The organism is Streptomyces sp. HD, assembly GCF_028369295.1.
Classification (GTDB): Bacteria; Actinomycetota; Actinomycetes; order Streptomycetales; family Streptomycetaceae; genus Streptomyces.
Window position 1 is genome coordinate 68245 of sequence record NZ_JAQMYP010000032.1, and the last position, 24940, is coordinate 93184.

Below are 24940 nucleotides of genomic sequence, written 5' to 3' on the forward strand. Positions count from 1 at the left end.
GCCTGGTGCGCGGCGAGTTCAGCGCCCCCCGGCGTGTCCGGCTGCTGAGCGTCACCACGCCCGCACCACTGCCGGTCCCTCACCTATCCCGGGACTCACCTCCGCCGAACCGACAACGATTCCGGCCCCACAGCGCGCGGTGGGGCCGGAACCCGGCACCGCCGTGGCCGGTGAGAAAGCCACGGATGGTTTTGGGCCAGCGAGGCCGGAGAGCTGTGCGGCGAGAAGGCGGTGGTGTCGGCGCCCGTACTGTCCAGCGGGCATGGCGGGACTCCGTTGCTGGTTGGCCGGCGGCGCTGGCCAGTGTCCGGGGATGGGGCACGGCAGGAAGGGCGAAGTTGAGCCGCTTGCCCATCTCCAGCCAGAACGTGCCGTATGGGTTGATGTTCGACCAGAAGAGCGCGGTCAGCCCGCGCCGCTCCTCGCCCGAACGCAACGCCGCCGCCAACGGCCTCGGTTACGCGGAGCCGCCCAGGACGTCTTCGACCGGCTCGCCGCCCTGACATCAGGGAGCTCGTCGCATCGGATCACAGCCGGCTCCCGTCGCCCCAGAGACATCGCCTGACGCCTCGACTCCGGGCTCAGCCCTCTGCCCAGTGACGGTCGAGGGGCTCGTTCAAGATCTTCAGGGCCTGCTCGCGCAGCCGAACAAGGTCATCGGAGGTCGCCTGAGGTAGGGCGGCCCACCGTCGGTGGGCCGCTCGCAGTGCCGTGCCGACGGTGCCGATGGCGAGGAAAGGACGCAGGTCGGCATCGGGGTCGACGCCCTCGCGCTCCGCGAGCTTGCGGGCGAGGCGGTCCTCGATCGACACCACGCGCTGGAGGTAGGCCGCGAGCAGCGGCGGGGACTTCTCCAGCAGCCGCTGGATGCGCGTCCACAGTTCTCCGGTGCCGTCGTCGGCCTGCATCAGCTGCTCCACGACGGTACGGACCGCGTTGGCGAACGCGGTGACCGGCGGCTCGTCGGCCGGGCGGGCCTCCAGGGCGGGAAAGATGGCCTCGTCGGCCTCGGTGATCAGGGCGAGGGCGACCTCGTCCTTGGTGGCGAAGTAGCGGAAGAAGGTGCGGGGGGCGACCTCGGCGGCTTCGGCGATCTCGGCGACGGTGGTCTCGTCGTAGCCGCGTTCCACGAAGAGGGTCACGGCGGTCGAGATGATCGCATACCGGGTGCGCAACTTCTTCCGCTCCCGCAGACCGGGCTTCGCCTCAGCCGTCATGTCGTCCTGCCTCCGCTCTTTCCGCTGGAAGTCTGCCACAGGGCACAAGGAGAGGCCGGGGCCCGCCGTCCCCACGAGGGCCCCGGCCAAGCGGGGAGCGCCAGAAGAGGACCCGCCCGGCGCCGCTCAGACCGGACGGTGCGCTCCCCGCGTCTAGGGGCGGGCCGCTGGACCCGCCTGGCAGGACGTCAGATGTGCACGGCGGCGCCTTCGACCTTGCGGCCCTGCTTGGTCAGCAGACCGATCGCGGCGCCCACGAGGGCGACGACGCCGGCGACGACGAACGCGAGATGCATGCCGTCCATGAAGGCGTGGTGCGTGATGTTCGTGATGACCTCGACGACGGGCGCCGGCGTCTTGGGGGTGACCGGGGCGACGCCGACGGAGACCGCCTCCTTGGCCTGAGCGAGCTGCTCACCGCGGAGCGGGGGCAGGTGGGCGGCCGACCAGCGCTCGGTAAAGACGTCGTTGAGCTTGGCGGTCATCACCGCGCCCAGGACCGCGGTGCCGAGGGTACCGCCGACCTGCATGGCGGTGGACTGCAGACCGCCGGCCACACCGGCCAGCTCGACCTCGGCGTGGCCGACGATGACCTCGGTGGCGCCGACCATGATCGGGGCCAGGCCGAGGCCCAGCATGCCGAACCACACCAGGGTGTCGTTGGCGCCCGAACCGGTGTCGAGGCCGCCGAGACCGAACAGGGCTCCGGCCGTCACGAGCATGCCGACGACGATCGGCGGCCGGGGACCGAACCGGTTGATGAGCACGCCGGCCAGCGGAGCGCCGACCACCATCAGGCCCGTCAGGGGAAGCATCCGCACGCCGGCGTCGACGGCGCTCAAGCCGTGCACGTTCTGCAGGTAGAAGGTCATGTAGAACATGGCGCCGAACAGGCAGAAGGCCAGCATCAGTATCAGTACGGTGCCCGCTGACAGGGGCAGGGAGCGGAACAGGCGCAGCGGCAGAAGCGGCTCCTTCGTGCGGCTCTCACGCAGCACGAACAGCAGGCCCACGACCAGGGTGGCGCCGAGGAAACCAAGGGTCCTGGTGTCGCCCCAGCCGTAGTCGGGGGCCTTGATCAGGGCCCACACCAGCAGGAACAGGGTGCCGGACAGCAGCACGATCCCGGGGACGTCGAAGGACTTGGAGTCCTGGTCGCGCTCGGTGTCCTTGAGGAACAGCAGACCCATGACGACGGCGACGATGCCGACGGGCAGGTTGATGTAGAAGCAGGACTCCCAGTTGACGTGCTCGACCAGCAGACCACCGACGATCGGGCCAGCCGCGGTGGACGCGGCGACCACCGCGCCCCAGATGCCGATCGCGGAGTTCAGCTTCTCGGGCGGGAACGTGGAGCGGATGATGCCGAGCGCGGTCGGCTGGAGCATCGCGCCGAACAAGCCCTGCACCACGCGCAGGCCGATCATGACCTTGATGTCGTCGGTCAGGCCGATGCCGACGGACGAGGCGACGAAGCCGACCGCGCCGATCAGGAAGATCTTCGTGTGGCCGAAGCGGTCGCCGAGCTTGCCGACGGCGATCAGGCTGACCGCGAGGGCCAGCAGGTAGGCGTTGGTCACCCACTGGATGTCGGACAGCGAGGCGCCCAGGTCCTTCTGGATGGCCGGGCTGGCGATGGCGACGATCGTCCCGTCCAGCGCGACGAGCATCACGCCGAGCGCGACGGCCAGCAGCGACAGCCACGGATGGCCACGCAGTCGGCGAATGCCCGTGGCGGCTGGGGCCAGCTTCTGGACGGGAGCTTCGGCAACGGTGGACTTGCTCACGGTGAGGGTTCTCCTGAACTCACGGTTCGATCGGATGAGCCCAGATTATGGCATCAAGTGCCATGTGGCAGTTGAGTGCCAAGTTAATTCCGAGTGACATATGGCACGTGGTGCCGACAGAGGGTAGGAGGCTCGGCGACTGTCCGCGACCCGTTCCCCGAGTCCAGCCCGGCAGTTGTAGGAGCGGAGCAATCGACACCAGGCTGGAAGGAAGGCCAGCGGGCTGGAGAGGCCGGTGCACCGAGGTGAACGCGTCGTCGCGGATGACGGCACGGCGGAACTGGGCCGGCCCCGCATGCAGGCGCCTACGACCGTGACTGCGCTCGGGTGGCGAGGTAGGGCGCCCAGCTGTTTCCGGGGAGCTGGGGCCCTATGGGGGTGGCTTCCCTGCTGCGCACTCTTCGGCCCGGCGAGATGGGTGAGGTGAAGCCTTTCTGCCTCGCTCAGCTGAAGGACGCGTGCGACGGCATCGAGGATCTCCAGCGATGCATCCTGCACATGTCCCTGTTCCAGGCGCGTGTAGTAGGCCCATGGACACGCCCAGCCAGCTGGGCCAGTAAGCGCTTCCTGAGACTGACGGGGACATGAACCGCCGACCAGGCCTGCTCATACTGAAACCCATGACCCAAGAGCCCGATCCCCGCTGCGAACGCTGGCGTGGCCCTGGAGCGCGGTGCCGAGCTCGGTCCGGAGGCAGCCCCCGCAGCTGTTACTCCCATGCGCGCTCACGCGCGCCCAGTGCCTGTTCGGCCCAGATGATCTTGCCCGTCGGCGTGTACCGCGTGCCCCATCGCTCGGTCAGCCGGGCGACCAGGAACAGTCCGCGGCCGCCCTCGTCGTGCAGCCGGGCGCGACGCAGGTGCGGGGCCGTGGTGCTGCCGTCCGAGACCTCGCAGATCAGCGAACGGTCCTTGACCAAGCGCAGTCGGATCGGGCCGGAGCCGTACCGGATCGCGTTCGTGACCAGTTCGCTCACGACCAGCTCCGTCGTGAACGTGGCCTCCTCCAGCCCCCACGCACTGAGCTGGTCATCAACCTGGCGCCGCGTCCCTGCCACGACAGCGGGGTCGCTGTTGAGCTCCCATTCGGCGACTTGGCCGTTGTCCAAGCCTCTGGTGCGCGCCATGAGGAGAGCGACATCATCGCTGGTCGAGCAGGAGTGAAGCGTGTCCAGCACGGCGTCACACATGCTCTCGAGCGAAGCGCTGGGGCGCCCCAGCACCGCTTTGAGCTCATCGAGACGCGCATCCACGTCCTGGTCGCGGGATTCCATCAGACCGTCGGTGAAAAGCGCGAGGACGCTCCCATCGGGAACCGCAACTTCGGTCGCCTCGAACGGCAGGCTTCCCAGACCGAGAGGGGGGCCCACAGCGAGATCGACCACTTCGGCCTTGCCGCCGGGGCGCACGAGGACCGGAGGCGGGTGTCCGGCAGCGGCCATCGAGCACACCCCGGCGACCGGGTCGTACACGACATAAAGGCACGTGGCTCCGACGGCGCCCGGCAGCTCATCGGTGCAGGTCTCATTCGTCGCGTGGGTCACCACGTCGTCGAGGTGGGTGAGCAGCTCATCCGGCGGGAGCTCGATGTCGGCGAGCGTACGTACGGCTGTACGCAACTGCCCCATGGCGGCGGAGGCGGTGATGCCGTGGCCCACCACGTCGCCGACGACCAGTCCGACCCGGGCACCAGGAAGGGGGATCACGTCGAACCAGTCCCCTCCTACCTCCGCTCCGGGCCCCGCAGGCAGATAACGCGCCGTGGTCTCCACGGCCGAATGCGAGGTCGAGCCATGCGGCAAAAGGGTGCGCTGCAGCGCCTCTGCTATGCCGTGCTCACGGGTGAACTGGCGGGCGTTGTCCAGACAGATCGCCGCACGGGCGATCAGGTCCTCGGTGACCGTGAGATCGTCGGCGGAAAAAGGCTCGCCCGCCGACGCGTAGCGGAGGAACAGGGCCAGGCCCAGGGTGAGACCGCGCGCACGGATCGGTACAGCGATCAGCGAGTGGGACTCGTCCCGGGACAGGTCGGCTGCCGGTCCCGAAGTGTCACCGAACCAATGGTCAATCTCCGAGGCTCCGACACGGAGGAGTTCGGCGCGGTCAGCGGCCAAACACCGGGCGACGCGTGAGGACTCGGGATCCACCGCCTCGACCGAGGCGGCCGGTTTCCCACCGGCCTGGTCCGGAGGAGGGTCCGCACGGCGCAGCGCCACGGGGCCGGACAGGACGGGAGCCGGCAGATCTCCGTGAAATATGACCTCGCACAGATGGATGCTGACGGCGTCCGCGAAGCGTGGTACGGCAACCTTGACCACTTCCTGGGCGGTTCCCGTGACGTCCAGGCTCGCACCGATCCGGGTTCGCGCCTCGCTCATCAGCGCCAGGCGCTCCCTCGAACCGTATTGCTGCGAGTAGTCGTATGCCGCACAGCCCACCGCGCGCACTCGGCCGTCGGAGTCCCGCAGCGGGAAGAAGTCCGCGGCCCATGCATGGGCCTTCGTCTCACCTGGGAGTTTCACGAACCTCTCTGTGGTCTCTGGTTCGCCCGTCGCGGCGACGCGGCGCACACGCCGGGCATCTTCGGCGGTAACAACCCCCGGCACCGCCTCGGTCGTGAGCCGTCCACGGACGTCCTCCTCGCTCAACCCTGTGAGCCGGCACATCGCTTCGTTGTGCCTCAGAACACGGGCCTCACCGTCAGTAATCGAAAGCGCGAGCGGGAACTGATCGAACAGCGAGGACATCAGCGCGTTGTCCGGCGCCTGCTCCTCCGCCCCGTCATCGGCCGTCACCAGGAACCCAACGCGCTGATCCTCTACCGTCAGCGCAGTGATCTGCGTCGGCGCGTCAAAGGTGTGGCCGTCTTTGTGCCGAGCTACTCCGTCGGCCGTGTACAGATCCGCCAGTTCCAGACCGATGGCTTCCTGCCGGGACCATCCCCACAGCGCCTGAGCACCGGCGCTCCAATGAGTCACCGCACCTCTGCCGTCCGTGGCGAGGACAGCACCCACTGAACGTGCTGCCGCCAGCACTTTCGGAGAGAGTCGACCGGATGCCGTGGTGTCTTCCGTCATAGCGCCTTGCCTGCGTCCGGGCCGCCGGGAGCGGCCACCCCCATCGTCTTCCAGGGGACTGACCCTGGCAAGGCCGGCGGCCAGGCCTGCCGACAGCTCGCGACCAGGCCGACGGCTGTGGAATAGAGCCCTCCTGTCCGTTCAGCCCGCCGGCCGTCACTGCCTTGGGCAGGCAATCTCTTCCACTGGGCCGCTCGAGCATGCGGCCCAGCCGAACGGACACCACGAGAAAGTGCTCACCACGCTGGCCGGCGACCTGGACCTGGAGCCCCAAGGTCCGCACCGGCAGCCAGGTTTGCCGTCCCACGCCGCGCTCGACCAGAGGCCGTTGATGGAGGTAGTCGCCGGTGAAGACGGCCCTCAGTCATTCCGGCGGGCCCCGCCGAGTCACCGGCTCACGAACGATCCTCGATCCACTTGGCCAGCACCCCGAGTGCCTCTTGGCCGTCTGCGCCCGCGGGCCTGTTCAGGGAGCCATGTGACGCACGGGTGAGCAGATGGCGCTCACACGGCACGCCGGCCTTGGTCAACTGGCGGGCGAAGAGTTCCGCCGACGGTCGCACCGTGTCGTTCTCACAGTCCAGGAAGAAGGTGGGGGGATGGCCGGCGAGCGGGTCTCCCAGCCCGGCGAAGGCCGCCGGGTCATTCATGTGGTCCGGGCCGGCGTAGTGGAGGTTCATCTCCACCAGCCACTGCGGTTCGAAGCATGTCCCGTTGGTGGCCTCCCGTATGGCGGCCAGCTCTGCGGGGTCCCAGTCGGGGATTCCGCTGTGGAGGGAGGCGTAGGCGAGGATCAGTGTGCGCGGCGGCGGCTTCTTGTGGTCGAGGAGATACCGGGTGGCGGAGGCGACCAGGTTGCCGCCGGCGCTCGCGCCACCGAGGTGGAGCGCGTCGGCCGTGGTGCCAAGGGCGTCGGTGCTGTTCTCGACAGCCCAGTGCCAGCCTGCCAGGACGTCGTCGCGGGGCACCGGATAGCGCACACCGTGCAGGGCCTTGCGGTAGTCGAGGGCGAGCACCGCAACGCCCCGGGCGGCGAGGGCGAGGCCCACCCCGTGGGACTCGTGCATGTCGAGGCTGCCGCTGACGTAGGCGCCGCCGTGGACCCAGACCAGTGCCGAAACGACCGGCTTGTCCGGATGGCGATACACCCGGGCCGGTACCCCTGCCGGCCCGAGGCGCAGGTGGCGAACCGTCACCGTTGCCAGCTCCGGAAAGCGTGCGACCAGATCGATCGGATTGTGCTGGTCCATGACGCGGTCTGCGGCTGGTCCCAGCCCTTCCAGGAGGGCCACGAACTCGCCGAAGGGCGGTAGCGCGGACTTTCCGCCCTGCGCCCCGCGTCGCAGGACGGCCCCCAGCACCGGCGCGGGGAGTCTGCGCAGGACGTGTCCGGCGAGCTTCATGCGCAGCCGCTGCGAACGGCTGCTCGTACCAACGGGTGTGGACACGCGTACTCCTCAGAGGTGATGCGGGTGGGCGTCGGCAGGGGTGGCACTCAGGAACTGGCGGCCTCCAGGGCGACGAGCCTCTCCCGCAGGTCCACCAGGAACTGCTCGCCGTTGGGCAGCATCTTCGCGACGGAACGCACTGTGGTGCCGGCGGGAGCCGAGGAGGCACCGTCCTCGATGTAGGCCGCGGCTTCCGGCATGTACGCGATGAGCAGGTCCTTGAAGGCGCGCATCGCGTCCTCGCGGTCCATCAGCGCGTCGATGGCCATGTCCAGGGACAACGGCGCACGCGCCGTGTCGTCCGTCGCGAGGGGCACCGTCCAGGTGTGCCGTCCCGAGCCCACCTGCAGCTCCTTCTGGCTGGGCAGTAGCACGTCGGCGGTGGTGTTCGGCGGTACGAGGGCTTCGACGGTCAACTCGCCGCCGGACAGGGACCAGTTGACGGACGCGTCGCCGTAGGGCGTGCGCAGTGCTGCCTCCGCGTGGGTGAGCCCGCCTCCCGGCACGGGCGCGATGCGCAGGCGTCGGTAGCCGGGTGCGGCGGGGGCCAGGCCGGCGACCGTACGGTGCAGCCAGTCGGCGACGGCACCCAGCGCGTAGTGGTTGAAGGAGGTCATCCCGCTCGGGTTGACCGTGCCGTCCGGCAGCATGCTGTCCCAGCGCTCCCAGATCGTGGTGGCGCCCATGGTGACCGCATAGAGCCAGGACGGGCATTCGCGCTGGAGCAGCAGCCGGTACGCGATGTCGGCGTGTCCGGTGCTCGTCAGGGCGTCGCAGATCAGTGGGGTGCCGACGAATCCAGTGGCGATCTTGTACCCGCCGCCCCGCACCAGCTGGGCGAGCCGATTTCCGGCGTGGACGCGCTGGTCGGCTGTGGCCAGCAGGTCGAAGCAGAGGGCGAGGGCGTAGGCGGTGGGGGCGTCGGCCATCATCCGGCCGGCGCCGGTGACGTACTCCTGCTGGAACGCGGACCGGATCTCGGACGCCAGCGTCTGGTAGCGCTCGGCGTCGGCGGTCTTGCCGAGGATCTCGGCGGAGCGGGCGAGAAGGTAGGTGGAGCGGGCGAAGTACGCCGTGGCCACGAGTTCGCCCGGGGTGGCTGCGGCGTCCGGGCGTCCGGCCGGGGCGGTGGGGTCGAGCCAGTCGCCGAACTGGAAGCCGGTGTCCCACAGTCGGGACTCGCCCGCGAGGCCGGCCACGTGGTCCACCCAGGCACGCATCGAGTCGTACTGCGCCGCCAGGACCCCGGTGTCGCCGTAGCGTTCGTACAGCACCCACGGCACCATGACCGCCGCGTCGCCCCAGGCCGCGGTGGCGGAGTCGGCTCCGGGAACGACGTTGGGCACGACGAACGGGACGACGCCGTTCTCGCCCTGCTCGGCGGCGAGGTCTGCCAGCCAGGAGGTGAGGAAACCGGCGCTGTCGTGCAGGTAGGAGGCGGTCGGCGAGAAGACCTGGATGTCGCCCGTCCAGCCAAGGCGTTCGTCGCGCTGGGGGCAGTCGGTGGGCAGGTCGAGGAAGTTGCCGCGCATGCCCCATACGACGTTCTCATGCAAGCGGTCGACGAGGTCGTCGGAGCAGCTGAACGTGCCGGTACGGGCAAGGTCGGAGTGCAGGACGACAGCCTTCACGGCGGTGGCGGCGTCGAAGTCGTCGGGGACGCCGGTGACCTCGGCGTAGCGGAAGCCGTGGAAGGTGAAGCGGGGTTCGAAGACTTCGGCGCCCTCGCCGCGCAGGGTGTAGGTGTCCGTCGCGGCGGCGGTGCGCAGCGGGCGGGTGCACAGTTGGCCCTCTTCGAGGACCTCGGCGTGGCGCAGTACCAGCTGCCGGCCGGGCTCGCCGGTCACCGTCACGCGGAGGCGTCCCACCAGGTTCTGGCCGAAGTCGAGGAGTGTCTTGCCGGAGGGCGTCGTGGTGACGGAGACCGGAGCGATCTCCTCGATACGGCGTACCGGTGGTCCGTCGGGGGCGACCAGGGTGGCGAGGTCGCGCTCGAGGGTGCGGACTCCGCGCCAGCCGGCGTCGTCATGACCGGGCTCCGACCAGCCGTGCCGTTCCAGCCGGGCGTCGTAGACCTCGCCGTCGTACAGGCTGGAGGAGACGACGGGGCCGGTTGCCGCCTGCCATGAGCCGTCGGTCACGATGCGCTCGATGGTGCCGTCCTCGTAGGTCACCTCCAGCTGTGCGAGGAAGGCGAGATGGTTGCCGTAGACGGCCCGGGTCTTGCCGTCGAAGCCGATACGGCCGCGGAACCAGCCGTCTGCGAGCACCCCGCCGAGGGCGTTGCGGCCCGGGCGCAGCAGGCCGGTGACGTCGAAGGTCTGGTAGCGCAGACGCTTGTCGTACGCCGTCCACCCGGGTGCGAGGACGTGGTCGCCGACCCAGTTGCCGTTCAGTTCGGCCTCGTAGACGCCGAGCGCGGTGGCGTAGAGGCGAGCCGAACGCACGGGGCCGCGCAGGTCGAACTCGCGGCGCAGGAGCGGGCAGGGCTGGTCGAGCTGCGCGTCCTCCTCCCAGTCGGGAGTGATGAAGGACGCCGACCAGTCCTCGGGAGCGAACAGCCCCGCCTCGACGGTCGCCGGCTCGCTCCAGGAGGACTTCGCGCCGTCGGGCCCGGTGACGCGGACACGGACGGTGGCTCGGTTGCGGGCCGGCAGCGGTGCGAAGGGCCAGGGGACGAGGACGGAATCGTCGGATTCGATGTGCAGCACGGTCGGCTCCGATCCCCCCTGCCCGGTGAGCTCCACCTCGTAAGCCGTCTGATGCCAGTTCGCGGTCTCTGTGAGCGTGGTCCAGGACAGACGGGGGGTGGCAGTGCCCAGGCCGACGGGTTCACGCACATGCTCGAAGCGGACGTCGGCAACGGTGACGGCGTGGGTGCGGGCTGCCTGGATCACTAGGGGCTCCCCATTTCTATGAATCGATTCAATCCATGACCCACACCTAGACCGACGGTCCGGAGTGGCTCGAAAAAGTCTGTGACTGAACCCTAGCCATGAAACCCGAATGCTACTAGGTTTCCGCCGTGTGAACTTCCGACACGGTCCGATCACCCCCGTTCACGTGCAGTAGGAAGCAGTCTTTCCCGTCTGTCCACCCTCCGTCGGTGACCAGCAGGTCACCACTGGGGACGGTTGACGGTTCAGGCCATGGTTCCCGTCATGGCCGCCACGGATCTGAAAGGTTCCAACCCCTCGCGTCGGCATCCGACCTCGCCGCCGCAAGCCGCACTTCCCGGCTCCGTCCGAGTCCCCCACCGGCGTCGCTGCTGCGCCCCGCGCCTGCACGTCGTGCTCGACAGCCACTCACCACCGCTCGACGCGCTCCGCCCGCTCCGCATGAGCGTGCCGGTGCCGTCGCCCTCCCGCAGTCCGCCGAGCCGCGCGGGCCGCCTTCTGATGAGAGGCCACACTGCCGTGTCTTCATCCACCACTCCCTCCGCGCCCCCGCCCACCGCACCGGCGTCCCCGACCACTGCCGAGCCCGCAGGCCTCGGTGCCCGTCTGGCTCTGATCGCGGTGGCCCTGATGTGGCCGACCCAGTTGCTGTCACTGAGCGGCCTGCTCGGAGGCAGCGCCCAGGCATCCGTCGCCCTGCACTTCCACACGGCGGAGATCGGCTGGTTCCTCCTCGTCAACGCGCTGGTCGGCACGGTCGTCCTGCCCTTCGTCGTGAAGGCGGCCGACCTGTACGGCAAGCGCAACACGATGATCGCCATCACCGTGCTCGGCCTGGTCGGCGACATCGTCGCCGCACTCGCCACCAACTACGAGACCCTGCTGATCGGCCGCGCCATCGCCGGCTTCTACGCGCCGATCGCCGCCCTGGCCTACGCCAGCGTCCGTGAGCTCTTCCCGCCCAAGCAGGTCGGCACCGCCAGCGGGTTCATCGGCAGCGGCATCGCGTTCGTGGCCCTGGGAGGCCCTTTCCTCACGGGGTGGCTGCTGGATTCCTTCGGCTTCCGCGGCGTCCTGTGGGCGCTGGCCATCGCCACGGCCGTCGGGCTGGTTCTCCTGCTCACCGTCGTGCCCGAGACACCCCACCGGGTGAGGGACACCAGGTTCAACTGGCTGTCCGGGCTGCTCCTGGGCGTCGGCGCGGCGTCGGTCATCTACGGCGTGGGCAAGGGCGGCGAGTGGGGCCGGACGGACGCCGCCACTCTGGGGTTCATCGTCGGTGGCGTGCTGGCGGTGATCCTCTTCGTCGTCATCGAGAAGAAGTCCGCGAACCCGCTGTTCGACCTCACCATGATGTCCCGCCGCCCGGTGTGGAGCGTCATGGTCGCGACCTCCCTCATCGCCGGAACCGTCTTCGGCACCGGCGTCATCACCCAGCTGCTGGTCCTCTTCCCCAAGATCCCCACGGTCTCGGACGGTCTGGGCATGACCGCCACCCACTTCGCGGTCATCGGCATCCCCTCCAGCATCCTCATCCTGCTCGTCGGCTTCGGCACCGGCGCCCTGGTGCGCAGGATCGACGCACGCATCCCGCTGGGCCTGGGCGCCGCGCTCGCCTGCCTCGGCTTCGTGCTCTCGCACAGCTGGCACTACACGAGCTTCCAGCTGATCATCCTGGGGCCCGTTTCCGCGTTCGCCATGGGCATGATCGTCGCGTCGATGCCTGTGCTCATCATCCAGGCGGTCGACCCCGACGAGCAGGCCACCGCCAGCGGCCTGCAGAACCTCATGCAGGGCGTGACCATCTCGGTGATCACGCAACTCGTCTACGTGGTCCTCGCCCAGGACAGCCGTGTCGTCCAGGGCACCCGCTTCTACCTGGACGCCGGTTACAAGAACGCCATGCTCCTCGGCGCCGGTCTCGCGGCGGCGGGCCTCCTGACCGTGGCTCTGATTCCCAAGCTGAAGCGCACCGAGGACGTGACCGCGGGCGAGGCCCTGAGCCACTCCTGACCGTGCCCCCCTGTCTGGTCCGTCCCGGCGGACCAGACCTCCCCTCACCGAAAGGCAACCCCCATGGCCCGTCGGCAGTCGGTCGACGAAGCGGATCTCACCCGGCGCCTCGACGCCATGTCCCTCAAGGAGAAGGTGACCCTGCTCACCGGCGGCGACGCCTGGACCCTGACACCGGTCGTCGCCGCCGGCCTCGCTTCCCTCGCCCTGTCCGACGGGCCCGTCGGCCCCCGCGGCACCACGTTCGGCGCCGACGCCCCTGCCGCACTGCTCTTCCCCAGCCCCACTTCACTGGCAGCGGCCTGGGACGAGGACCTGGCCCACGAGGCCGGGCGGCTGATGGGACTGAAGGCCCGCGAGATGGGCATCCACGTCCTGCTCGCCCCCACCGTCAACCTCCACCGTTCGCCCCTCGGCGGCCGGCACTTCGAGTGTTACTCCGAGGACCCCCACCTCACCGCACGTATCGCCACCGGCCTCGTCAAGGGGGTGCAGTCGACCGGCGTCGCTGCCACCGTCAAGCACTTCGTCGGCAACGACTCCGAGACCGAGCGCATGACCTACGACGCCCGGATCGACCCGACGACGCTGCGCGAGACGTACCTGCCGCCCTTCGAGGCGACGGTGCGGGAGGCGGAGGCCTGGGTGGTGATGGCCGCCTACAACTCGGTCGGCGGCACGACGATGACCGAGAACGCCGAGCTGCTCACCGGCCTCCTGAAGGAGGATTGGGGGTTCGACGGCGTCGTCGTCTCCGACTGGCAGGCCGCCCGGTCCCTGGAGGCCTCCGCCCTGGCCGGCCTCGACCTGGTGATGCCGGGACCGGACGGCCCCTGGGGCGACGCTCTGGTCGCCGCCGTGGAACAGGGCAGCGTGCCCGAGTCCGTGGTCGACGACAAGGTACGGCGGATCCTGCGGCTCGCAGCACGCACCGGCGCCCTCGACGGCGTCGACGGGCCGCCGGCAGAGCCCGTGCCCGGCGACATACGCGCACGCATCCGCGACCTCGCCGTACGCGGGTCGGTCCTGCTGCGCAACGACGGCCTGCTGCCGCTCGCCCCTGCCGCGCTCCGCAAGGTCGCACTCATCGGACCCAACGCGGTTCGTTTCGCACCGCAAGGCGGCGGCAGCGCCCATGTCACACCCGAGCATGTCGTGACACCCGCGGACGGCCTGCGCCGCGCGCTCGGTGAACACGTCGAGGTCACTGTCCACCCGGGCGTCTTCCCGCACGCCAAACTGCCCCCGATCCACGCAGGGTTGACCACTGACCCCGTGGACGGCGCGCCAGGCGTGCGCCTGGAGTACCGCGCGGCAGACGGCACCCTCGTCTCCGACGAACACAAGGACCCCTCGGCCTGGTGGTTCCCCATCATCCTCGGAGACGACGTCGATGAACTGTGCCTGCGGACCCGGCTCACCCTGACGGAGTCCGGCGAGCACCGCCTGTCCGTCCTGGGAACCGGCCACTTCACCCTGCACGTGCCGGGCCAGCAGCCCCAGACCCACGAGGAACTGCAAGAAGGCGACGACATCGCCGCACTCCTGCTCAACCCGCCGTCGCACACCTTCGTCTTCCCCGCGGCGCGAGGCGAGACCGAGATCCTGGTGCGGGTGCGCCCGCACCGCAACCTCCCCTACCCCATCACCCTGCTGGGCCTCGGCTACGACGTCCCGCGCTGCAGCGACGAGGAGGAACTGCGGGCGGCAGCTGACGCCGCGGCGGACGCGGACGTCGTCGTTCTCATGATCGGCAGCGACGCCGACACCGAGACCGAGAACACCGACCGCACTTCCCTCACGTGGCGCGGCCTTCAGGACCAGCTCGTCGAACGAGTCTGCGCCGCGAACCCCCGCACCGCCGTCGTCGTCAACGCCGGCTCGCCCTTCCTGATGCCGTGGGCCGAACGACCGGCCGCGCTGCTGTGGTCGTGGTTCCCCGGCCAGGAGGGCGGCGACGCGATCGCGGACATCCTGACCGGCACCGAGCCGGGCGGGCGCCTGCCCACCACCTTCCCGGCGGTCGAGGAGGACGTACCGGTTCTGTCGACCCAGCCGGTCGACGGCGTCCTCGACTACATGGAAGGGACACTGATCGGGCACCGCGCCTACGCGGCGTCCGGCACGGCACCGCTCTTCCCGTTCGGCCACGGTCTTTCGTACACCACCTGGCAGTACCAGGACTTCGTGGTCACCGGAGACCTGGAGCGCGGGCTCACCATCCGCGTCCATGTCCGCAACACTGGTTCAAGGGCCGGCCGGGAGGTCGTCCAGGCCTATCTGGAACCGGCCGACGGCTCCGAACCGGCCCGCCTGATCGGATTCACCGCCCTCGAGGCGGAGGCCGGCGCCGCCGCGGTCGCCACCGTCCAGGTGCCCGCACAGGCTCTCGCCCGCTGGACCGGGAGCGGTTGGGGCACCCGATCCGGGCCGCACCTGCTCCGGGTCGGACGCTCGGTCCTGGACACCCCGCTCGGTACCCATGTGGCGCGACCAGCCTGAACGCCGGTGAGTCCCTGGTATGCCGAGCTGACGGACGGTGAAGTACGGTCGGGGCGTGAGCACACCACGCAAGCCCCGCGGCCCCTACCGCAAGGGTCTGGAGCGCCGGAAGCAGATCCTGCGGGCCGCCCTGGAGGTCTTCCACGAGCACGGCGAACGCGGCTCGTCGCTCAAGGAGATCGCCGACCGCGTGGGCATGTCGCAGGCGGGTGTGCTGCACTACTTCGACTCCCGCGAGGAACTACTGCTGGCCGTCCTGGCCGAACGAGACGCCCTGGACACCGAGTCGGTCGCCGACGCGACGTCCCCGGGCGAAGCCGTCGCCCGGACCGTGGCACACAATGCCCAAGAGCCGGGCCTGGTCGACCTGTTCGTCACCCTGTCCGCCGCCGCGTCCGACCCGGACCATCCGGCCCACGCGTTCTTCAAGCAGCGGTACGCGGACCTGGGTGCCCAGATCGAGGACGGTCTGGTCACGGCCCAGCAGCAAGGGCAGATCCGTCCGGACATCACACCGCGGCACATGGCGCGGATGCTGGTGGCCCTCTCGGACGGGCTTCAGTTGCAGTGGCTGCTGGATCCGAGTGTCGACATGGCGGAGACGATCGACGCGTTCAACCGGATGTGCCGGGCCTGGTCGGACGAGACGAGCGGCTCGGCGCCTCAGGCGTCGTCCCGCGACCACGCCTGAGCTTCGACACCACAACTCACCGCAGCACCGCCTTCAAGCCGCCGCGCACCGTCACAGGGCCCTGCGGTCACTCCCGCGCGCCCTCAGCGGCCACAGCGCGGTCCTGGTATTTCCGTAGCATCCAATACCTAGCGTCATTCGCTTTTTGCTTCTAGAGTCGGTCGCCGACGCCCTTCCGTGTCGTCGCGCCTGGCCATCCACGTATGCGGCGCAGCTACCCCGCCGCAGGCCGCAGCACGGGAAACGGCGCCTCTTCCGCCTCCTCGAAAAACAACCACGATGCGTGCGCGCACCGCACTCAGCGGCTCCGCCGCAAGACCAAGAGGCAGCCCTATGGAACGCCTGAACAGCCACCGCATGCTCGTCACCGGATCCGCTTCCGGCATCGGCCGTGCGACCACCCTCCGACTCCTTTCCGAGGGAGCCCGCGTCGTCGCAACAGACATCGCCGAGGACAGCCTTGCCGAGACGGCCGAACTCGCCGACAAGGCAGGAACCGGCGACCGGCTTCGGACGACCGTCCTCGACGTCTCCGACGAGAGCGCGGTGAACAGCGTCGTGGCAGACGCCGTCGCCGGTCTCGGCGGTTTGGACGCCCTGGTCAACGTGGCCGGCATGCTGCGCGGGGCCCACACCCACGAATGCTCCCTGGAACTGTGGAACCGCGTCATCGCCGTGAACCTCACCGGCACCTTCCTGGTGACCCGGGCGGCGCTGCCCGCACTGCTGGAGGCGGGCCGGGGCGTGGTGGTGAACTTCAGCTCCACCTCGGCCCAGTTCGCCCACCCGTTCATGGCCGCGTACTCCGCGAGCAAGGGCGGGATCCTGTCCTTCACCCACAGCATCGCCCAGGAGTACGGCAAGCAGAGCCTGCGCGCGGTGAACATCAACCCGGGCAGCATCTCCAGCGGCATCACCGAGAACATCTTCTCGCTCGTCCCCGAGGACACCGACTGGAACCTCTTCACCAAGCTCACGCCCGCCCTCGGCGAGGGCTTCGGTTCGCCCGACACCGTCGCCGGCGTCGTCGCGATGCTCGTCTCCGACGACGGAGCCTTCATCACCGGCACCGAGATCCGCATCGACGGCGGCACCCACCAGTAGGACCTGCGCGGGAGCATCTCGCGCCCGCGTCGACACTCCCCCACCGAATCCGCGCATGAGCATGCCTGACCGGCCGGAGGCCGCCATGTCCCACCCCTCAGCCGAGCTCCCCGCCCGAGCAGTCGTGCCCGAAGGCGCCTCCGACGCTCCCGCCCCGGTCAGCCGGCGGTTCATCACCCTCTACGTCATCGCCTACCTGGGCCTGTACCTGGCGGTGCTGACCCCGCTGCTGGTGTCGCTCGCGATCCGACTCGAGGACATCGACGCGGACGGCAAGACCAGAAGCCTCGGCCTGGTGGTCGGCGCGGGAACACTCGTGAGCATCGTGGCGGGCGTAGTCATCGGAGTCCTGAGCGACCACACCACCGCACGCCTGGGCAGGCGCAAACCCTGGATCATCGCCGGGATCCCGGTGCTGCTCGCCGGATCCGTGGTCACGGGTCTCGCCTCGTCGGTCGGCATGGTGCTCGTCGGCTTCGTCATCGGTCAGCTGGGGCTCAGCTCGATCATGACGGGGATGCAGGCGTTGCTTCCCGACCAGGTGCCCGAGCAGCAACGCGGCAAGGTGTCGGGCCTGCTCGGCTTCACCGCACAGATCGCGGGGGTGGCCGGTTTCCAGCTCGCGGGACCTCTGAAGAGCTCCGGGCTCCTGCTGTTCCTCGTCCCGGCCGCCCTTGCCTCCCTCGCGCTCCTGCCCGTCGTCGTCTTCCTCCCCGACCCTGCCGTACGCATCGCAGGGAAGGACCGTCAGAGCTTCGCCAACGTGTTCCGCGGTCTCACCTTCAACCCGCGGCGCCACCCGGACCTGGGGTGGACCTGGGCGGGCCGGTTTCTGATCCAGCTCAGCCTGATGTTCCTGTCCACCTACCAGCTCTACTTCCTCACAGACCACCTCGGTTACAAACTGAGCGAGGTGACGGGCCTGCTCGCGCTCTCCGGCGGGATCGGCCTGCTGATGACCTCCACGGGAGCCGTGGCCAGCGGCATCCTCTCCGACCGCCTGCGCCGCAGGAAACCGTTCATCTACGCCGCGGCGGCCGCATTTGCCGTCGGCTTCGCCATCGTGGCGACCGCCCCCTCGTTCCCGCAGGTCATGATCGGCTCCCAGATCATCCTGCTCGGGGCGGGCGTCTTCGGAGCGGTCGACATCGCACTGGTCACCGACGTCATCCCGAACCGGGAGACCGAAGGCGCCAAGTACATGAGCGTCTTCGGGATCGCCAGTGCCCTGCCGCAATCACTGGCGTCGCTCATCGCCCCCTTCATCCTCGCGATCGGCGGCGGCGACAACTACACGCTCCTCTTCCTCACAGCGGGGGGCGTCGCTGTGGCCGGCGGATTGACGGTCCGTCCGATCCGCGGCGTCCGCTGACGCGTAGGTGTTGTTCCCATACGCCAAAACCTAGCATCATTCGGTATTGGCGGTAGGATTTCCTTCGCCGACGCACACCGCTCCTCACCTCTCCCGCAACGCCGAACCCGCCGTCGCTCCACGCGTCGGCATGCCGGTCCGCGTCTCTTGCACCCGGCAACCGCCCAGAAATCTCGAGGTATAAGCCACATGACTCACGCCCACACGGCCACCGAGCCGAGTCTCGACGACAAGACCACGCTCCTTTCCGGCCGGGACTTCGGCAGCACCGAGGCCGCCGAGGCCTCCGGGATCCCCTCGCTGGTGCTCAGCGACGGCCCCCACGGAGTGCGGCGCCAGCGCGCGGACTCCGACCACATCGGAGTACACCAGAGCGAGCCCGCCACCTGCTTCCCGCCCGCTGTGGCGCTGGCCTCCGGCTGGGACCCCGACCTCCTGCGCCGACTCGGCGAAGCCCTCGGCCGTGAGGCACGCCACCTCGATGTGGATGTTCTGCTCGGCCCCGGCGTGAACATCAAGCGCTCACCGCTGTGCGGCCGCAACTTCGAGTACTTCTCCGAGGACCCGCTGCTCAGCGGAGTCCTCGGAGCCGCCTACGTGCGGGGCGTGCAGAGCCAGGGCGTGGGCACGTCGGTCAAGCACTTCGCGGCCAACAACCAAGAGACCGACCGCATGCGAGTCAGCTCCGACGTCGACGAACGCACCCTGCGGGAGATCTACTTCCCGGCGTTCGAACGCATCGTCACCCAGGCGCGGCCGGCCACCGTGATGTGCTCCTACAACAGGGTCAACGGCGTCCACGCCGCCGAGAACCGCTGGCTGCTGACCCAGGTGCTGCGCGAGGAATGGGGCTTCGACGGCCTGGTCGTCTCCGACTGGGGCGCCGTCAGCGACCGCGTCGCCGCACTGCTCGCCGGCACGGACCTGGAGATGCCCGGCAACGGCGGCGCCACCGACGCGGAGGTCGCCGCGGCGGTGCGGGCGGGCGAACTGGACGAGGGAGTCGTCGACACAGCCGTAGCCCGGTTGCGCACGCTCGCGGAGCGCGTCCGGGCCGGGGGCGCCCCGGCCGGGGTGGACCACGAGGCGCAGCACCGGCTCGCCCGCGAGATCGCCGCAGACTGCCTTGTCCTGCTCAAGAACCGGGACCGGACCCTCCCGCTCGGCCCCACCGGCCGCATCGCCCTCATCGGCGAGTTCGCACAGACCCTGCGCTACCAGGGCGGCGGCAGCTCCCACGTCAACGCCACCCGCATCGACAGCCCGCTGGAACAGCTGCGCGCCGCGCTGCCTGACGCCGACATCGACTTCGCCCAGGGGTACGACCCCACCGGCCAGGCCGACGCGGCCCACCTGCGTGGGCAGGCCGTCGCGCTTGCCGCGCAGGCCGACACCGCCGTGCTCGTCGTCGGCCTGCCCGAAGCCGACGAGTCCGAGGGCTTCGACCGCGAGCACATCGATCTGCCGCGGGATCAGGTCGAGCTGATCCAGGAGGTGGCCCGCGCGGCCCGCCGTACGGTCGTCGTGCTGCTCAACGGCGGTGTGGTGAGCCTGGAGGGCTGGCACGACGAGGTGGACGCCGTGGTGGAGGCGTGGCTGCCCGGCCAGGCGGGCGGGGGCGCGATCGCCGACGTGCTCGCGGGCCGGGTCAACCCCTCCGGCCGTCTCGCCGAGACCATCCCGTTCCGCCTCCAGGACACACCGTCCTTCCTCAACTTCCCCGGGGAGCAGGGGCATGTCCGTTACGGCGAGGGCGTGATGGTCGGCTACCGCTACTACGAGAGCGCGGATGTCCCGGTCCGTTACTCGTTCGGCCATGGCCTGAGCTACACGACCTTCGAGCAGAGCGACTTCCGCGTCACCGCCACCGGTGCGGACACGGCGACGGCCACCGTCACGGTCACCAACACCGGCGACCGGTCCGGAAAGCACGTGGTCCAGGTCTACGTCGCCGCCCCCGAGCGACCGGTCAGCAGCCCGGCCCGGGAACTGCGCGGCTTCGCCAAGGTGTCCCTCGCGCCCGGCGAGAGCACGGTCGTCGAGATCGACCTGGACCGCCGCGCGTTCGCCTACTGGGACATCACCCGCGCCGACTGGACCGTGGCCGCAGGACGCTACGAGGTGCAACTCGCCGAGAACGCCCACACCGTCGTCGCCGCCGTACCCCTGGACCTCGCGGGCGACCTGCTGGCGAAGCCGCTCACGCTGGACTCCACTGTCGGCGAGTGGTTCGGCCACCCGTCCGTCGGCCCCGCCCTCACCAAGGCCGTCGAGTCGGGGTTGACCGAGGAGCAGGCCGCCGTCGCAGCGGAGAACGCGGACGCGATGCGCATGGTCGAGTCCATGACCATGCGGGCGTTCCTCGGATTCTTGCCGAATCCACTGCCCGAGGAGTACCTGGAACAGCTGATGCAGACGAGCCGCACCCTTGCATGACGGAGTGAGCGGACAGACCCAGTCGGCGGCCAGGGACGGGAAAGCCATGACCGTCGTGGCCGTGCAGCAGCGGACCTGAACGCACCGGCCGTGAACGGCGCGACGGCTCCGCGGGATCGCAGCCGAGAGCCCAAGGCCGGCCTTCCCCTGCCTTGGGCGGCGGCCGGAGACCGGCTCACGTTAGGGAGGCAGGACGACCGGGGCCCGAGCTGAGCCGCATGACTGTGTCGGCCCTTTCGGGCAGCTCGCGCGACTTGACTCGCAAGGAGCCTTGGCGAAGCGAGACGTACCGTCGCGGTTGTCAACACCCAGGCCACCGAAGTCCGAGTCGGCGAGGACGACCTGACCCCCGGCTTCACCGCCTATCGCACACACCTCCAGGTGCAGAGCCACGGCCGACTGGCGGAACACCGTGGGCGAGATCGTCGCCGCCGACCTCATGCGCTTCACCGTGGGTCAGGGTGACCTTGGTGCCCCGGGGAGCTTCCCGGCCTACCGGCACTTCGGCATCCGGCCCGAGCCGGGGGGCGGCCTCGTCTCGGCGGAGGCCGAGTTCGACTCCGCGTACGGTCGCATCGCCTCCCGGTGGCGTGTCTCGGACGGCTGTTTCCACCTGACCGTCACGGTTCCACCGGGCACCACGGCGACGGTGACCATGCCGGACGGGCGGGTGTTCGACGTCGGCCCCGGCGAGCACCACGAGACCTGCCCGACATCCTGAGATCACCGACACAGAGGACCAGAGCGATGCCCAGTGATGCCTTCAGCCTCATGAAGGACATCATCAAGTCGGGTCGGATGGACGCGAGCGCGAAGCCGGCCGGCCTGGCCGCAAAGCGGCGACAGCAGGCCGACATCGCGGCGATGTACCGGCCCGTTCCCGGAGTCCTCGACGAACCCCTGGCGGACCTGCGGGACGGCTCGTACCTGATGACCCCTGACCGGCCTCACGAGGATCTTCTGATCCTCTACATCCACGGCGGAGGGTTCCGGACCGGGCTGGCGGCGATCGCACGGCCGCTCGCCGCCCATCTGGCCCTGGGCACACAGGCGCGTGTGGTGCTCCCCAAGTACCGGCTCGCGCCCGAAGACCCCTACCCAGCAGGTCTGGACGACTCTGTCGCCGCATTCGAGTACGCCGCGACCCTCGCCCCACGGGTAGTGGTCGCCGGGGAGTCCGCGGGCGCCAACCTCGCCGCCGCGGTGCTGCTGCTGCACGCGAAGGCACAGCAGGACACACGGGCCCTGGCCGGTGTGCTCTACTCCGGCGTCTTCGACCTGCGCATCGAGCGCTACGCATCCGGCAGCTGGGTCGAACGCCGCGACACCGATCTCATTCTCGCGGGCGCGGACAGCGCGATGACCACCGACTACATCGGTGATCAGCGCTACGACGCGCCCCTCATCTCACTCCTCCTCGCCGACCTGCACGGACTGCCGCCGCTGTTCGTCCAGGTGTCGAGCGCCGAGATGCTGCTGGACGACTCACTGGAGCTGGTGGCGAGGGCGGGTGTGCAGGTGGAGTTGGAGGTGTGGCCGGAGATGACCCATGCCTGGCAGATCGCCGCAGGCTTCCTACCCGAGGCAACCGAAGCCACCGCCCGCACGGCGGCCTTCATCAACCGCGTGGCCGAAGGCCGGGTCGTCGACGGGGCCGCCCTACTCGGCGGTCCCGCGATTCTCGACGAGGTCTGACAGCCTGGCTACTGTCGGAGGGCTCGCTGGCCCGAGTCCGATGAGCAGCTCGTGCCCCCAGCTCACCGCGCGGTCCTCGGTCTCCGGAGAGAGCTCGTGGCTCGCGTCGTCAGGGGCGGTGGCCATGCGGACGGCTCAGGTCACGATCATCGCGTCCCGAGAGGGGCACGGCGACGGGGCCCTCTGCCTGTGGGGAGGAGTCCGGCTCCAGGTCTGACTAGGGGTCACCGCGCCGCCGTGCACTCCTATTAGGTCTTGACTAATACTCGGGCCGCGTCCGGAGTGCGCTCGCGACATCGTCCGAGGTGGCTCACACCTCTCAATCTCGAACGTCAGTAGGTTTTCGACTGGCTACGCATCGCCTCCCCCGGTGCCCACCGCGACCCGGGCGCCATCCGTCTGCCGTGGCGGCGCGCCGGGCGCCGAGGCCGGGTGAGTCGTCCGGCGGGCCAGCCTCTCCCCCTCGATGTCCACGTCCGGCAGGGCCCGCTGCAGGAAGCGCGGCAGCCACCAGGCTCTGCCGCCGAGGATCGCCATCACCGCCGGCACAAGAGTCATACGGACGACGAACGCGTCCAGGAGCACACCGATCCCGAGGGCGAATCCCATGCCCTTGATGACCTGCATATCGGCGAAGACGAAGGACCCGAAGACGGCGATCATGATCAGGGCGGCCGCGGTCACGACCTTCGAACCGTGGGCGAACCCCCGGATCATGGCCTCGGCGGGCGGCTGGCCGTGGGCGTGCTCCTCCCGCATCCGGGAGACGAGGAAGACCTCGTAGTCCATCGCCAGGCCGAACAGGATGCCGACGAGCAGCATCGGCAGGAAACTCAACACCGGGCCGGTGTCCTTGATACCGAGGAGCCCGGAGAGCCATCCCCACTGGAAGACGGCGACCAGTGCGCCGAGCGAAGCCCCCAGCGAGAGCAGGAAGCCGACGGCAGCCTTCACCGGTACGGCGATCGCGCGGAAGACGATAACCAGCAGCAGTAGCGCCAGGCCCATGACCAGCAGGCAGTAGACGGGCAGGGCCGCCGAGAGCTTGTCCGCCACGTCGATGTTGACGGCGGTCGTGCCGGTGACCGCGATGTCCGTGTCCGTGCGCTCCTCGACAGCGTCGCGCGCGTGCCGGATTTCGGCGAGAACCCCCTTGGTGGCCTCCGTCTCCGGCCCGCTCGACGGCGTGACGCTGATCAGGGCGGCGTCGCCGGATGCCGCGGTCACCACCGGGGACACGGCGCGGACGCCGGGCAAGTCCCGGACCGTCGAGGAGAATTCCTCGGCAGTGGCGACCACGGTCCTGGTGGCGCCCTGGACCAGAACGACCAGGGTGCCGCTGTAGCCGGGACCGAAGCCGTCGTCGACGAGTCGCTGCGCGCGCGCCGCGGAGGTGTCGGGGTCCTGGGTACCGCCGAGGCCGAGCTGCAGGTCGGCCGCCGGGACGGCAAGGATTCCCAGGCCCAGAAGGGACACGACGAGCACGGTCCACCGGCGCCGTGACACGAGGGTCGCCCAACGCCGCCCCGCGCCGTTTCGCTCCGTACGGCGTGCGGCACGCTCCGTGGAGCGGCGCAGCACCGGGACGGTGCTGGTGGCGATACGGGTACCCATCAGACCGAGCACGGCTGGGAGAAGGGTGACAGCGACCAGCACGGAGACCACCACCGTCGCGGCGGCTCCCAGCCCCATCACGGTGAGGAACGGAATGTTCACCACGGACAGCGCGGCCAGCGCGATCACGACCGTGGCGCCGGCGAACACCACCGCGCCGCCGGCCGTGCCGTTCGCGAGGCCGGCCGACTCCTCGGGGTCCATGCCCTCCCTGACCTGGGTCTGGTGGCGGGAGACGATGAACAGGGCGTAGTCGATGCCGACCGCGAGGCCGAGCATCACGGCGAGGATGACCGAGGTGCTGTCCATCGTGACGACGCTGGTCAAGGACAGCAGTGCGAGGACGCCTACGGCGACCCCGACCAGCGCGGTGGCCACCGGGATGACCGCGGCGCGCAGGGATCGGAAGACGAAGACCAGCACGCCCAGGGCGATCAGCACGCCGACCGCTTCCCCGGGCCCCAGCACCTCGACCTTGACCTGGGAGAACGCGTCACCGCCGAGTTCCACGGTCAGCCCCGCCCGACGGGCGTCGGCGGCGGCCTCCCCGACGGCCGCCTTCGTGGTCGCCGGCAGCGTTGCGCCCTTCTTGGTGGAGAAGACCAGCTCGGCGATGCCCGTCCTGCCGTCGGCGGACACGGTTCCGGCCTTCGCCGACGGAGCGGCGGCCGACGTCACGCCTCGTACGTCAGCGACCGCTTCGACGCTTCGACGGACGGCCGCTCCAGCCTCCCCGGCGCTCACAGTCGCCCCGCTCCGCGCCCGGAAGACGATCTTCCCGGTGATGTGGGCGTCGTCGGTGGGGAATTCCTCCCGCACGACGTCGAGCGTGCGCTGGGCCTCGGTGCCCGGAATGGTCGTGGCCGAGGCGAACGGCTTCATCAGCCCCAGCGCGGCAACGACCGCCACCAGCAACAGCACGGACCAAGCGCCGATGACGGACCATTTGCGCCGGTAGGCGAAACGGCCCAGGCGGTACAAGAGCGTGGACACGCGAAAACTCCCGGATACCTAGCGAGGACAGGCGACATCTGCGTGATCCACGCTAGGAACACCGTGCGGCCCTTCCCACCGAAAGAGCCTCCGGC

At 69.7% G+C, this 24940-nt stretch carries 15 protein-coding genes; 9 read left to right on the forward strand and 6 right to left on the reverse strand.

Annotated elements, in window-relative coordinates:
- Positions 1–338 precede the first annotated feature (338 nt).
- The gene (locus tag POF73_RS28500; protein WP_272121121.1) at positions 339–503 is read left to right on the forward strand and encodes a hypothetical protein; all 165 of its coding nucleotides are present in this window, start codon (positions 339–341) and stop codon (positions 501–503) included.
- A 78-nt stretch (positions 504–581) separates the two neighbouring features.
- Here the strand turns inward: POF73_RS28500 and POF73_RS28505 are convergent, their stop codons facing one another.
- The 5 genes from POF73_RS28505 to POF73_RS28530 form a co-directional block, all read right to left on the reverse strand.
- Positions 582–1217, reverse strand: coding sequence for a TetR/AcrR family transcriptional regulator (locus POF73_RS28505; protein WP_272121123.1), 636 nt, complete (start codon positions 1215–1217; stop codon positions 582–584).
- A 188-nt stretch (positions 1218–1405) separates the two neighbouring features.
- On the reverse strand, positions 1406–2965 hold the full coding sequence (locus POF73_RS28510) for an MFS transporter (protein ID WP_272121197.1): 1560 nt from the start codon (positions 2963–2965) through the stop codon (positions 1406–1408).
- A gap of 748 nt (positions 2966–3713) precedes the next feature.
- A complete protein-coding gene (locus tag POF73_RS28520; RefSeq protein WP_272121125.1) occupies positions 3714–6080 on the reverse strand; it encodes a SpoIIE family protein phosphatase in 2367 nt (788 codons plus the stop codon).
- A gap of 395 nt (positions 6081–6475) precedes the next feature.
- The gene (locus tag POF73_RS28525; RefSeq protein WP_272121127.1) at positions 6476–7528 is read right to left on the reverse strand and encodes an alpha/beta hydrolase; all 1053 of its coding nucleotides are present in this window, start codon (positions 7526–7528) and stop codon (positions 6476–6478) included.
- Positions 7529–7575: 47 nt separating this feature from the next.
- Entirely contained in the window at positions 7576–10425 is a 2850-nt protein-coding gene (locus POF73_RS28530) for an alpha-L-rhamnosidase (protein WP_272121129.1), read from the reverse strand.
- 519 nt (positions 10426–10944) lie between these two features.
- On the opposite strand from POF73_RS28530, the gene POF73_RS28535 reads away from it, so the two are divergent.
- The 8 genes from POF73_RS28535 (at position 10945) to POF73_RS28570 (ending at position 22238) form a co-directional block, all read left to right on the forward strand.
- Positions 10945–12438, forward strand: coding sequence for an MFS transporter (locus tag POF73_RS28535; protein ID WP_272121131.1), 1494 nt, complete (start codon positions 10945–10947; stop codon positions 12436–12438).
- A 63-nt stretch (positions 12439–12501) separates the two neighbouring features.
- Positions 12502–14940, forward strand: coding sequence for a glycoside hydrolase family 3 protein (locus tag POF73_RS28540; RefSeq protein WP_272121133.1), 2439 nt, complete (start codon positions 12502–12504; stop codon positions 14938–14940).
- 55 nt (positions 14941–14995) lie between these two features.
- The gene (locus tag POF73_RS28545) at positions 14996–15631 is read left to right on the forward strand and encodes a TetR/AcrR family transcriptional regulator (protein ID WP_180291993.1); all 636 of its coding nucleotides are present in this window, start codon (positions 14996–14998) and stop codon (positions 15629–15631) included.
- 333 nt (positions 15632–15964) lie between these two features.
- The gene (locus tag POF73_RS28550; protein ID WP_272121137.1) at positions 15965–16735 is read left to right on the forward strand and encodes an SDR family NAD(P)-dependent oxidoreductase; all 771 of its coding nucleotides are present in this window, start codon (positions 15965–15967) and stop codon (positions 16733–16735) included.
- A gap of 55 nt (positions 16736–16790) precedes the next feature.
- Positions 16791–18107, forward strand: a complete 1317-nt coding sequence (locus POF73_RS28555; RefSeq protein WP_272121139.1) for an MFS transporter — start codon at positions 16791–16793, stop codon at positions 18105–18107.
- A 189-nt stretch (positions 18108–18296) separates the two neighbouring features.
- Complete coding sequence (locus POF73_RS28560) at positions 18297–20543, forward strand: glycoside hydrolase family 3 C-terminal domain-containing protein (RefSeq protein ID WP_272121141.1); 2247 nt, start codon at positions 18297–18299, stop codon at positions 20541–20543.
- A 412-nt stretch (positions 20544–20955) separates the two neighbouring features.
- Positions 20956–21264, forward strand: a complete 309-nt coding sequence (locus tag POF73_RS28565) for an alpha-L-rhamnosidase C-terminal domain-containing protein (RefSeq protein WP_272121143.1) — start codon at positions 20956–20958, stop codon at positions 21262–21264.
- 26 nt (positions 21265–21290) lie between these two features.
- On the forward strand, positions 21291–22238 hold the full coding sequence (locus POF73_RS28570; protein ID WP_272121145.1) for an alpha/beta hydrolase fold domain-containing protein: 948 nt from the start codon (positions 21291–21293) through the stop codon (positions 22236–22238).
- 351 nt (positions 22239–22589) lie between these two features.
- Here the strand turns inward: POF73_RS28570 and POF73_RS28575 are convergent, their stop codons facing one another.
- Complete coding sequence (locus tag POF73_RS28575) at positions 22590–24845, reverse strand: MMPL family transporter (protein ID WP_272121147.1); 2256 nt, start codon at positions 24843–24845, stop codon at positions 22590–22592.
- Positions 24846–24940: the final 95 nt, after the last annotated feature.